The 12,832-nt window shown below is 35.5% G+C and carries 10 protein-coding genes; 3 read left to right on the top strand and 7 right to left on the bottom strand.

Going from position 1 to position 12,832, the window contains the following annotated elements; all coding sequences use genetic code 11:
- The first annotated feature begins 20 nt into the window (after window positions 1-20).
- Window positions 21-1,226, top strand: coding sequence for a metallophosphoesterase (locus CQ046_RS06720; RefSeq protein ID WP_105701514.1), 1,206 nt, complete (start codon window positions 21-23; stop codon window positions 1,224-1,226).
- Window positions 1,227-1,426: 200 nt separating this feature from the next.
- Here CQ046_RS06720 and CQ046_RS06715 read toward each other — a convergent pair whose 3' ends face one another.
- On the bottom strand, window positions 1,427-2,179 hold the full coding sequence (locus CQ046_RS06715; protein WP_105701513.1) for a polysaccharide deacetylase family protein: 753 nt from the start codon (window positions 2,177-2,179) through the stop codon (window positions 1,427-1,429).
- A gap of 84 nt (window positions 2,180-2,263) precedes the next feature.
- The gene (locus CQ046_RS06710; protein WP_105701664.1) at window positions 2,264-3,229 is read right to left on the bottom strand and encodes an NAD-dependent epimerase/dehydratase family protein; all 966 of its coding nucleotides are present in this window, start codon (window positions 3,227-3,229) and stop codon (window positions 2,264-2,266) included.
- A gap of 202 nt (window positions 3,230-3,431) precedes the next feature.
- Here CQ046_RS06710 and ggt point away from each other — a divergent pair, with 202 nt between their 5' ends.
- Both ggt and CQ046_RS06700 read left to right on the top strand, forming a co-directional pair.
- A complete protein-coding gene (gene ggt, locus CQ046_RS06705) occupies window positions 3,432-5,120 on the top strand; it encodes a gamma-glutamyltransferase (RefSeq protein WP_105701512.1) in 1,689 nt (562 codons plus the stop codon).
- A gap of 185 nt (window positions 5,121-5,305) precedes the next feature.
- Entirely contained in the window at window positions 5,306-6,586 is a 1,281-nt protein-coding gene (locus CQ046_RS06700) for a dicarboxylate/amino acid:cation symporter (RefSeq protein ID WP_105701511.1), read from the top strand.
- A 119-nt stretch (window positions 6,587-6,705) separates the two neighbouring features.
- Here the strand turns inward: CQ046_RS06700 and CQ046_RS06695 are convergent, their stop codons facing one another.
- The 5 genes from CQ046_RS06695 to CQ046_RS06680 all read right to left on the bottom strand — a co-directional run bounded on the left by CQ046_RS06695 (window position 6,706) and on the right by CQ046_RS06680 (window position 12,363).
- Window positions 6,706-7,596, bottom strand: coding sequence for a diacylglycerol/lipid kinase family protein (locus CQ046_RS06695; protein ID WP_410493677.1), 891 nt, complete (start codon window positions 7,594-7,596; stop codon window positions 6,706-6,708).
- Between the two features lie 4 nt (window positions 7,597-7,600).
- Window positions 7,601-8,428, bottom strand: coding sequence for an RsiV family protein (locus tag CQ046_RS06690; protein ID WP_105701510.1), 828 nt, complete (start codon window positions 8,426-8,428; stop codon window positions 7,601-7,603).
- Window positions 8,429-8,532: 104 nt separating this feature from the next.
- On the bottom strand, window positions 8,533-9,591 hold the full coding sequence (locus CQ046_RS23860; protein ID WP_228406896.1) for a transglutaminase-like domain-containing protein: 1,059 nt from the start codon (window positions 9,589-9,591) through the stop codon (window positions 8,533-8,535).
- A gap of 181 nt (window positions 9,592-9,772) precedes the next feature.
- Window positions 9,773-10,468, bottom strand: coding sequence for a DUF3857 domain-containing protein (locus tag CQ046_RS23855; protein WP_228406895.1), 696 nt, complete (start codon window positions 10,466-10,468; stop codon window positions 9,773-9,775).
- 2 nt (window positions 10,469-10,470) lie between these two features.
- The gene (locus CQ046_RS06680; protein WP_105701509.1) at window positions 10,471-12,363 is read right to left on the bottom strand and encodes a DUF3857 domain-containing protein; all 1,893 of its coding nucleotides are present in this window, start codon (window positions 12,361-12,363) and stop codon (window positions 10,471-10,473) included.
- Window positions 12,364-12,832 lie beyond the last annotated feature (469 nt).

Genomic DNA, 12,832 nt, shown 5'->3' with positions numbered 1-12,832 from the left:
GTGCTTTTTTTGATCAGAACATGCAAAAGAATCTTTTAATCATCGCTGGAATCTTCCTTTTTTTGGAAGTGTATATTTATCAGGCCATCAGAACACTTACTGATAATTCCTGGATCAAAATCGGATATTGGGTAATTTCGTTAGCTGTATATGGATTTTTCGCCTATGAAGTCACTCATTACCAAAGGTCAGACCGAAGTATGGTAAGGGCTCAGATTATGATTTCATTATTTTTGATTTTTATCCTTCCAAAAATTTTCGTGGTTCTGTTTTTATTAATTGATGATATCTTCAGAGTCGGAGGCTACCTTATTGGCTTTGCAAAACCTGCGGAAAATTTCTTCCCGGAAAGAAGGAAGTTCCTGAGTCTTGTAGGACTTGGCATGAGTGGTGTTCTTTCCGCTCTTTTTATTGACGGAATTACGTTTGGAAAATACAGACACAAAGTAAGACGGGTAAGAGTTAATTTCGCCAATCTTCCCAAAAGTTTTAAAGGTTACAAAATTATTCAGATTTCCGATGTGCACAGTGGAAGTTTCTCTGATCCGAGCAAGTTGCAGCATGCCATTGACCTGATCAACGAACAGAAGCCTGATTTGGTATTATTTACCGGAGACATGGTGAATAACGTTGCGGATGAGTTCAAACCCTTTATTCCTTTATTCTCAAAAATTCAGGCTAAAGACGGCAAATTTGCGGTATTAGGAAACCATGATTACGGAGATTATGTAACCTGGGAATCACCTGCAGCCAAAAAAGAAAACCTTGACACCCTGATCAACTATGAAAAACAGGCAGGTTTTGATATGCTGAGAAATGAACACAGAGTCATTGAGAAAAACGGAGAAAAACTCTACATTCTGGGTGTTGAAAACTGGGGATTGAAACCATTTCCTCAATTCGGAAAAATAGATGATGCTTTAAATGGTGTGCCAGAATCTGCCACCAAAATCTTAATGAGCCATGACCCTACCCATTTTGATTATGTAGTAAAAAAACACCCTTCCAACATCCATTTGACCCTTTCGGGACACACACACGGAATGCAGTTTGGTCTGGATCTTAAAAATGTAAAATGGTCACCAGTACAATACAGATACCCAAAATGGGCTGATTTATACGAAAGCGAAGGAAAACTACTGTATGTAAACAGAGGATTTGGGGTATTAGGATATCCGGGAAGAGTGGGCGTATTGCCGGAAATCACCCTTTTTGAACTGAGCTAGGGGTGCGGGGTTCGGGTTGTTAGTTGCGAGTTTATTTTATTACGGGTTTCGAGATGTGAATTGCTGGTAGTGATTTTATTTTGTTTCGAGTTGCGGGTTGTTTTTGTTCCTGATTACCCACTACACTAACCCCTCAGACACTCCCACTCTCAAACTCCCTAAAACCTGCAACCGAATATCAGCAACCTAACACCTATTACCTAAAAAATATAATCTTTCATGCGGGAAGTAGCCATTTCCCTGTCGTTAAGAAAAGTAAGGAGGGCATCTAATTTGTCCTCCATTTTTTTGCCCGAAAATAAGCTTCGGTAGAATGGTATTTCAAAACGGTACTTCTTAAAATCCGTAAACTGCCATGTATTTAAATAGATCAACACAAACTCTTCATTCTGTAGAGTCTCCAGCACCATATTCTGATAATACTTCATTGGCAGGATCTGAAATACAAAATCATTGTAAGGGAGCTGACTGTACGGAGAGATACTTTCCGGGACAATACTCAGCCCGTCTTCTTCGGTAATCACTGTATCTCTTTTGAGTCTTTTGAAAGGAAAAAGAATATTGGCATTATCAATATTGGAGACGTAATTAAATTCCATCAGCTTCAAAATTTCCTGTGAAACTTTTACATCTTTCTGACGAATTCCCCTGATCTGTTTTTCCAAAAGTTCCTGAATATTCTTCTTGGCATTTTCAATTTCTTCAGGATTGGAATCTTTATGATAAAAAGCAATTTCATGCCCTTTGGATGAAATTGCTTTTATTAAATTCTGAAGTTTTCCGGTAAGAGAAATCTCTACAAAAAAACTTGATTTGATATCATGAATATCTAAAATTCTAAGAATCGCTCTGGTATTATCTTCTATGATTTTCAATCTCTCATCAGCAGTAATCTGAGAGCCATTTTTTACTTCAGCTTCAATACACGTGATGTTAAAAGTCAATAATACCATTTAAATTAAAGTTTATGTAAATTATATAAAATACTACAAATCAGATGTTAAAATAATAATTAATTAAAGTAAAACTTTACATTATTAATCCTTCCCTAATTTTACCTTCAGATTCTTAATCATATCTTTTGTCATTTCAGAAATTCCGAAATCATAAGTCAAGCCCCAGTCTTTTTTAGCTACAGAATCATCAATTGAAGCTGGCCATGAGTCTGCAATTGCTTGTCTGAAATCCGGGTTATAATCAATCGTAAAATCTGGAATTTCTTTCTTGATTTCATCTGACAATTCTTTCGGAGTAAATGACATTCCACCCAAATTATAAGAAGAACGAACCGTTACACTTTCTTTAGGAGCTTCCATTAATTTCAGAGTTGCATTGATGGCATCATCCATATACAACATCGGCATTCCTGTATTCTCGGAAATGAAACTTGTATACTTTCCATCTTCAATCGCTTTGTAGAAAATCTCAACTGCATAGTCTGTGGTTCCACCTCCTGCCGGAGTTTTCCATGAGATCAATCCAGGGTATCTGATACTTCTTACATCTACCCCATATTTGTCGAAATAATATTCGCACCACTTCTCCCCTGCCATTTTAGAGATCCCGTAAACAGTTGTTGGGTTCAGTACCACATCCTGTCCTACATCATGCTTTGGAATTCCTTTTCCAAACACTGCGATAGAACTTGGCCAGAAGATCTTTTTAAGAAGTCCTTCTTTCGCCATTTCACAAAAATGAAGTAGTGGTTCAAGATTCAGTTTCCACGCAAAAATAGGCTGCTTTTCCGAAGTTCCGGATAAAAGGGAAGCAAGGTGATACACTGTGGTGATGTCGTAATCTTTAATTACCTGTCTTACCAATTGGGTATTGGTAACATCCATTCTTTCATAGTGTCCGGCAGAAGTAATTCCTTCCTGCCATCTGTCTAATCCTGAAGCAACCACATTTTCAGCGCCGTGGATTTCAACAAGTCTGTTCGTCAGTTCGGTACCAATTTGTCCCAAGGCACCTGTAATCAGTATTCTTTCCGTATAGGATTCCATTTTCACATTTTTTTTAGAATTGTACAAAAGTAAAAAAAACATGTTAACCATAATAAAAAAGGTTTGTTTAAAATATTTCATTGCTAAAAGGTATTGAAAGCCAGTCAAAATTCTCATAAACAATAGAAATAATCAAATACAATCATCATCAGTTGACATTAACTTAAAATTCAATAATTTTGTTTCAAAGAAAAACAATCATATGAAGAAGATTTTAATTGCTTCGATGCTGTTAGCGGCTCAACTCAGCTGGGCCCAATTCACAGATATCAATATTATTAAGGAAGTACAGGTAAAAAATAAAGGGGTTGTAGTCTCTGCACACCCATTAGCCAGTGAAGCGGGAGTCAAAATCTTAAAGATGGGCGGAAATGCCTACGATGCTGTTACCGCAACACAATACGCTCTTGCTGTTGTATATCCGCAAGCAGGAAATATCGGTGGAGGCGGATTTTTGGTTGGCGTAAAAAGCAATGGTGAAAAATTCACTCTGGATTATAGAGAAACAGCTCCTAAAAAGGCTTCCAGAGATATGTATATTGATAAAAAAGGAAAAGCAGATACCGACCTTTCCCAAAACGGAAGACTGGCAGTAGGAATTCCCGGAAGCGTAGCTGGATTCTTTGCCACCCTGAAATACTGTAAACTTCCTATGGAAAAGATTATTCAACCTGCTATTGATCTTGCTGAAAAAGGATTTGCTATCACCGATAAGGAAGCAGATATGCTGAACAGCCAGCGAGAGAAATTCCAGAAACATAATAAATCTTCTATCATTTTTGTAAAAGAGACTCCATGGAAAGCCGGAGATCTTTTGGTTCAAAAAGACTTAGCTGAGACTTTGAAACTTATCCAAAAATTAGGTGCTAAAGGTTTTTATGAAGGAAAAACAGCTGATCTCTTGGTTGCAGAAATGAAAAGAGGCAACGGAATTATTACCCTGGAAGATCTTAAAAATTATAAAGTTGCCGAAAGAAAAGCACTGGAATTTGATTACAAAGGAAACGATGTTGTCACCATGCCTTTACCCTCAAGCGGCGGGGTTCTTCTTGCTCAAATGCTAAGAATGGCCAGTTTTGAAAATCTTGAAAAATACCAGCAAAACTCTACAAAAGCTGTTCAGATTATGACTGAAGCAGAAAGAAGAGCCTATGCAGACAGAGCAGAATATATGGGTGATCCGGATTTTATTCAGGATAAAACATCTTACCTGATCTCTGATGACTATTTGAAAGGAAGATGGAAAAGCTTCAGTTTTGACAAAGCTACTCCAAGTGCGGATGTAGGAAAAATCATAGAACAGCCCAAAGAATCTATGCAGACTACTCATATTTCTGTATTGGATAAGGATGGAAACGCCGCTTCTGTAACCACAACTCTTAATGGTTATTACGGAAGTAAAGTTTTAGTTTCAGGAGCCGGATTCTTTTTAAATAATGAAATGGATGATTTCTCTATAAAACCGGGTGTACCGAACATGTTCGGAGCTGTAGGAGGAGAAGCCAATTCTATCCAGCCTAATAAGAGAATGCTTTCTTCCATGACTCCAACGATTATCCTTAAGAATGGAAAGCCTTTTATGGTTGTGGGAACACCTGGAGGGACTACAATCCCGACTTCCGTGTATCAATCTATTGTAAATGTGGTAGATTTTAAACTGAATGCCAACACTTCTGTCAATGCACCGAAGTTCCATCATCAGTGGCTGCCAGAAACCATTACTGTGGAAAATAATTTCCCGGAAAGCACTATTTCTGAACTGAAAAGCAAAAATTACGTGATTGAAAAAACAAAATATATCGGGAAAACAGAAATGATTGTCCTTGATGAAAAAGGAAATATTCATGCTGTGGCAGATGGGCGTGGGGATGATTCTGTAGCGGTGGAGTAATTACATTTATAATCAATTAAATAAATACAGCTCCGGCTTCATTCATAATAAGGTTTTTATCTTTTATAAATGAAGCCGGAGTTTTTATGCGTAAGCCATGTAAAAGATTATTTTCAATGACTTTTGTCATGTTTTTAGATAAATTTTCTTAATTTTCGCCCTTAAAAAAACAAAACGACTGTTCTTTGAAAGCAAAAAAAATATACAATCAGCTTTATTTCCAGGTGATTATAGCCATTGTTGCCGGTATTCTTCTTGGAAAATTTTACCCTGAATTGGGAGAAAAGATGAAACCTTTGGGAGATGGATTCATCAAATTGGTGAAAATGATTATCGCTCCGGTCATTTTTATTACCCTTACTTTAGGAATCGCCCATATGACCGATTTAAAAAAAGTAGGAAGAATTGCCATCAAGGCAATGATCTATTTTTTTACCTTTTCAACCCTTGCTCTCATCATCGGATTAATAGTTGGAAACATCTTACAACCGGGTCATGGTTTAAATATTGATCCTTCTACTCTTTCGGGTGATGTGTCACAATACCAGGCAAAAGCTCACGAATCAACGCTTACTGGCTTCATTATGAACATTATTCCTGAAACTTTATTCAGTCCTTTGGTGGGTGAAAATATTCTTCAGGTTCTTTTGGTTGCCATTTTAATGGGAGTTGCTTTGGTATTAACAAAAGAAAAAAGTCAGAAAGTAACTGATTTTCTACAAGATCTGTCGACTCCGGTATTCAAAATTGTTCATATGCTTATGAAGCTTGCCCCCATTGGAGCTTTCGGAGCTATGGCATTTACCATTGGGAAATACGGACTTCATTCTGTGTTGAATCTTATATTTCTGGTCGCTACATTCTATATTACCTCTATTCTTTTTGTTGTTTTGGTATTGGGAGCGGTGGCATGGTATAACGGGTTTAATATTTTCAAACTCCTTTTCTACCTTAAAGAAGAACTTCTTCTTGTTTTGGGTACAAGCTCTTCAGAGTCTGCCCTGCCGGGAATCATGGAAAAACTTGAAAAAGCAGGCTGTTCAAGAGCCATTGTAGGTCTTGTGGTTCCTACCGGATATTCTTTTAATCTTGACGGAACGAATATTTATATGACGCTTGCCTCTCTCTTTATTGCACAGGCATTAAACATTCACCTCCCTATTGAAAAGCAGCTAATGCTTCTTTTAGTAGCCATGTTAAGTTCAAAAGGGGCTGCTGGAGTTACTGGTGCCGGATTTGTAACATTGGCTGCAACATTAGCCGTAGTTCCTGAAATCCCGATTGCTGGAATGACCTTAATTCTTGGAATTGACAAGTTTATGAGTGAATGCAGAGCTTTGACCAATGTAATCGGAAATTCTGTGGCCACAGTAGTGGTTGCCAACTGGGAAAAACAGCTTGATAAGAAGCAGCTTCAATATTGCCTGGATCATCCAACAGAAGTTGAGAAAAAACTTGAAGTTTAGATGGGGAGTTTGAGATTGGGAGTGTTTGAGGCTTTAGCGTTGTGGGTTACCAGGAACAAAAAACAACCCGCAACTCGCAACAAAATAAACTCACCCCCTTAAATCTTAAACCTTAAACCTTAAACCAAAATATTCAAGCTCGCCGGCTGTACTTTAACATGAATAGGTGATTTGATTTTATTGAATTCACCGTCCAGATGCCAGTTTTTGGTATTTACTTTAAATGATATTTCGGAAACCGGAAGATACGTCACGTACTCATCATCTTTCAATCTTTTGGTAAACATTCTGAAAGCAAAGAGTGCAGAATAAGTAAGCGGAAATTTTTTCACCAAAACCATATCCACCAATCCATCACTTTTGCTTGCTTTAGGGGCAATATAAGCATTGTTACCAAACTGGCGTGTATTGGCGATATTCATCATCAGATAACGGCCGTTGTACTGTTGATATTCCTCATCCATAAACTTCACCTTGATCGGCTTATAATTGAAGAATGTTTTCAGAGAAACCTTGATGTAGTTTTTGAATCCGCGGCTAGTTTTTTCAAACTCTTTGACTACTTTACCATCAAACCCTGTTCCTGAAACATTGATTGAAAGCCTGTCGTTTACCGTAAATGTATCAATCTTTCTGGAGTTTTTGACTTTTATTTTTTCTAAAAGTTCGTCCAGATTTTTACTAAATTGGGTTTCATTGGAAAATCCGTTTCCTGAACCTGCCGGAAAAATCGCCAGAATTTTATCTGTATTAATAAGGTTTTTTGCCACGGTAGAAATGGTTCCATCTCCTCCTATGGCTACAAAAATATCGACCTCATTAAAGTGCTCTTTAATAAACTCATCTGTTCCCAAGATAGATTCAGAAACGTAATACAGTGGATTTTCAACCTTATTTTTAAGCTCGTTCAAAAACGGCTGATAATTTTTTTTGGCTGAAAATGGATTGATAATAAATGCTACTTTTTTCATCAACGCAAAAATAGAAAATGCTTCCTGAACTGGAAGCATTAATTTACTTAATTTTCATTCTTTCTTTAAATTCTGCATTTAAAGTTCCTTTTAGGTCCTCCCACGAAACAGGAATGGTAATATCTCCTGCTGCAAAAGCTGCAATTTCGTAAGGGCTGTAGTGGAAATACAGGTTCTTATTATCAAAATAAAAGTTATCCGATGCCGGAATTTTCTCTACCAACAGCATCTCCGAGTTTTTTACTTCGCCGTCACCATCCATCGTTCCGCTGTTAATCTTATCAATATTTTTCATCAGAATGGCTTCAATCATATTTTTAGGCATTGAAGTAATGTCTTTCAATTCTACCTTTTTGTTATTTTTAAGATCGAAGACTCTTTCTGAAAAGCCGTAATTATCATGGGCTCCCCCTTCATAGCCACTTCCTGTATATTGTATATGCATATAGCCGTTGGTATTAGAAATCAAATTCATATGTGAGCTTGAATACCAATCTTGGGCATAAGTGATATCTGAAGCCAAGTCTTTATTATCATTTTTAACAGAATTGAAGTAATTATTCTTTTCATTATCCAGATAAGCCTGAAGTCCGGCTTTAGAGAAGTCTGTAATTTTTTCATTCTGGAAATAGATACTGTCCAGCAGCTTTTTATCTTTTATTGTTGGGAAAACCAGGAGTTTTGAAGTGAAAGAAAGCTTTAATGAATCTGTTATCTTCATAGAATCATTTACTTTTACAGAGTCTACAATAAACTTTTCGGGAATTTGGTTTTCTGTCTTTTCTGAGGATGATTCTTTTGCTTTGTTTTTATTACAGGCAGTAACTGCCAGAAAAGAAGACAATACTAAAACAGCAATCGTGTTTTTCATAATTTAATTTTTTTGATAATAAATACAAAAACCATTCAAAAGATGAATGGTTTTTAAAAAAACTTATTTTTTTAATTAAATTTTGTTCAAACTTATATGAAGCATTATTTTTTAACAAGGCTGATCACCTGATTTTCAAATTTTGATGCCACACCCCAGATCTGTTTGAATGCAGGATAATATTCTTTTGGATAATCTGAACTTCCAATTTTTGTAGTGGTGGTAACTTCCAGTTTATTTCCTTTTTGTTCTATAGAATAGGTATATGAGATTTCTTTATCTTCTGTAACAATCTTTTTTTCTTTAGGCATTTCCTCAATCACATATCCTTCCGGAATTTCAAGGGTAACTTTTTTAACTTTGGTGGTTGGAGATCCAAAGTCAATAGGATATTTTCTGACCTCAGCCTGATCAAACTCATTAGAACTCTTACTTAAAAACAACATTGGATTGATAATCATTTTCTTTCCTACTCTATCAATAAGGTTTGAAGAAGAGAATTTCATACTGCTTTCAAAATCTCCATTTTCCAACACTTTTGAATTGATATCCGTAAAATCCATGGAGAAGTTTTCCTTATACTGTTTTTTATATTTTTCTGCATTATCATCATAGCTATCTTTCACATACATTGCATAAGCACCGGTATCTCGGTCTGAATAAGTACCTGAAATACTTCCGTCATCATTAATTTTAGCATTAGCTGTAAGGAAGGTATTGCTTGATTTTAAATTAGACATTTGAATCTGCAGGGTCTTTTCTTTAGTCACCAGAATTCCAAATTGATTCCAGTTTTTAAGAGGAATTTCATCCAGTGAAGACTGCTTTGAGGTGGCATCATAAATATGCAGCTGATTATCAAGGTTAACAGCAGCTAGCACAAAATTCATGTTGGAAATATTGGGTGAAACCAGATTAATTATTCCGTTTTCTACTGTAGAAATCACCAAAGGATCAGCTTTAAGACCTGCTTCACGAAGCATCATTACCAAGAAAAGATTGATTTCTGCCGCATTTCCGATTTTAGTTTCCACTAATTTTTTAATTCCATCTTCAGTGTAGACTCCTTTGTCTTTATTCCATGTAAAAGTTTTCTGAACATATGAAAAAATAGCATTTGCTTTTTCAAGATCGGTTTTCATCCCTGAAACGGCTGCCGGCATATTTTCTTTTGCCAGTTTTGTTCTTTTCAGTTCTCCACCAAAATCATCACTTTCATAAAGCCTTTTCCCGATCTGATCCCACGAAGATGAGTAGAGCTTAAGTTCTCCAAAATTGGTAGAGTTCAGTTCCGCCCCTATCTTCGTTCTGAAATTCCTGTCATTTCTTACAAACTTTTCAGTTTTAAAAACCCTTTATATTTTCATAGGCAAATCTATAGGTTCTGTACTGAGCCCCATATAGATTTCTTTCTTCCATTTCCCTGTATTTAGGAGTCATTTCTCCTGTATAGTTTACATTATACGACATATTGATTGGAGCATCCAACACATATTCTGTATTCAGTGAAGGGGTATCAGATTCAATTAATACTTCCGGAATAATGAATCGGAATGGAGATATAATTTCATATTGATACTCTAAGACGGATCCGTTTTTCACACTTGGAAAAGCAAATTTAGTCAGGGTAACATATTTATTCTCTTTACTTTTATATTGGGAACTCTTCTCTACTTTTACGGGAACTACATTTCCATTTTCAAGATTATAGGTAAAAGCCTTGAATTTACCGAGTGATTCTCTATTGGTTCCTACATTGTAAATAGGAATTTCAAGATTCAACCAGTCTTCAGCTTTATCTTTATCGTAAATTTTAACTCTGTAATAATACCTTTTGTGAAGGTTTCCTGTATTGGCATCCACCATAAAGTAAGCTGATTTATACAAAATCTCAGCAGGAGCATTTTCATCTAATAATGATTTCACTTTAGACAGATCCGCATCATTGAATTTAGGGGGATTCAGAAATTCATACTTTTTCTGAGCATTAAACATGATTGCATTGGCAGAGCAAAGCACCAATACTATTATTTTTTTCATGGTTATATTTTAGTTATTAAGATTTTTGAATTATCCATGTTCAGAATTTTTTTTCTGAAACTTATGTAATCGTTGTATTTTTCTTTTGGGTATAGTCCTTTATTAATTTGCATTTTTCTAATTACTTTTATCTCGTCGTTACTTTTAACGAAGCTTAGCTTATAAGATCCAAATTCTGAAGTGATATTGGAATTATCGGGAGTTTCGTCAATTTTGTAACCTTGAGGAAGAATAAATGCAATTTCATATTCATCTTCATAAGACATCCCTACCTCAAAAGGAAGTTCACGACTTTCATCGGTTTTAAAAACAGCATCTGTAAAAATAGGGACAGATCTGAACAAAAGACTGTTTCCTGCTTTTTTAGAATAATTATTAGTCTTAAAATCCAGATCATAGGTAATGGCAGCATTGTCTCTGTCATTATTAAAGTTTTTCATTTCAACCTTTTCAAAGTTTAAAATATCAAATATCCTTTTTACTGCATCATTTTTTTCTTTAGGGTTAAGATTAGCCAATCTTAAATTATAATCATACTGATTTCCCGTATAGTAAAAATTTCCAGTTCCTATAATACTGTTATCCTCATGAAGGTTAATCTTCAATGTCTGCTTTTCTTTATTCTGTTCTGCTTTATATACAGGTGTATTGATCAGCTCTATTCCTTTTTGAGTCACAGCCAGTACATTCCTATCCGTTGTGCTGTAACTTAAATGGTTAAAAGCTATTTGCTGAGACGTGTTTTCAAGCCAGATATTTCCTTTTTCAGTAGGAACCATCAGAATAACATGGTTTCCACCCATAGATGGGAATTCAGGATCAAAAGAGACCTGTGAACTGCTGGAATTGATAATACAATACGTGGATGGAATTCCTGCCTCGGTCAAAAGAATTCTCATATAATTGGTAAGCCCTTTACAGTCTCCATATCCTTTTTTCTGAACTTCATCCGGTAGCATAGGCTGCCAACCTCCTATTCCTAGAGATACAGCAATATAGCGGCTTTTGTTCTGCATGTACTGGTAAATTTTCTTTACTTTATCTTCCACGGATCCCTGCAGCTGTAAAGAGGCTACTTCAGCTTTAATAGCAGGAGTAGATCCTGAAACGGGTATCAAAAGGTCATTATAAATCCATGTTCCGAAATCTGTCCAGTTATTCAAAGTTCCCTGTTTTCCTGCCAGGCTGAATCTTGCCAGAGCAAAATCTACTGCAGGCAAAATCTTAACAGGCTGTGGTATCATAAAGGCATCATCAATAGCAGGGACATTTTTGTATGCGTAAGTCTTATCATTTCCGCTACCGCTTTCTATTACAGATGTATAATTATATTTTGAAGGATAAATCTTGGTTCTCAATTCAATTCCTGAATTATTAATGATTTTGAACTGAGCTTCTTCCAAAGATGTTTTCACAGAGTTAAAAGGCACAAAATCAGGGATAAAAACTGTATTTTCATCATTTGTTTCATAAGAAAAATCCACCGTATAAGGATACTGAGCCGGTGTATATGAGTATACCAACGTTCTGTTATCAGAATAAAAAACTCCCTGAGAGTTATTTGATATATCCTGAAAATCAGACTTTGAAACACTCTTGATCTTTTTCCCGGCTTCATCATAAATGGTAACTTTTATGTTTGAAATACGCCTTTGTTTATCATAAGGAATATAAATGACAGCCTGTTCGTTACCGTCTTTATTTAACACTGTAGTAACGGTATTATACTGGTATTTTATTTCATCGATCTTGTTGATCTGAGCAGTCGTGAAGTCCTTTCTTACAACGACGTTAGCATTTTTCTTTAAATTCTCGGGAATAGCAGAGGCAGGATAGCTCTGTGCAAAATGTAATGAGGCGATAGATAAAGCCCCTAAAACTAATATTTTCATCATAGTTATTAAGATTATGCAAAAATAATAAAATCTTAATAACTGTTAAAAAAAATATAAAAGGCTTCAACATGTGAAGCCTTAACCTAATACTTAAAAAAGTACCATCCTAAATGTACTTATAAGGTTATGAACACATTATCAACTTTTCATCATCAAATTCTGAAAAGTTAAAACAGAATATTTATATTCATTCTATATTGGGAGAAGGGAATATCTATTCTGTGGTATGAAGGGATAAACTTCATATTGTCTGCGTTTCAAATTTAATATAAATTATAATTCAGATATTTTAGTTGCTGTAGAATTAATAATAAGGGGAAGTACAATAAATTCTACAATTGAAAAAATATTCATAAAAAAGACCTCATTGCTGAGGTTTAAAAGATTTTTATGAACTCATCTTGACTTTCTTTTTATGAATTTTTTACAAGCAATAACAATAAAAGCTAAATAATTGAATCCGATCCAG

The organism is Chryseobacterium sp. MYb7, assembly GCF_002979455.1.
In the GTDB taxonomy this organism is placed as follows: domain Bacteria; phylum Bacteroidota; class Bacteroidia; order Flavobacteriales; family Weeksellaceae; genus Chryseobacterium.
Note: the sequence above shows the minus strand (reverse complement) of the source record. Positions and strands in the feature narration are given on the sequence as shown.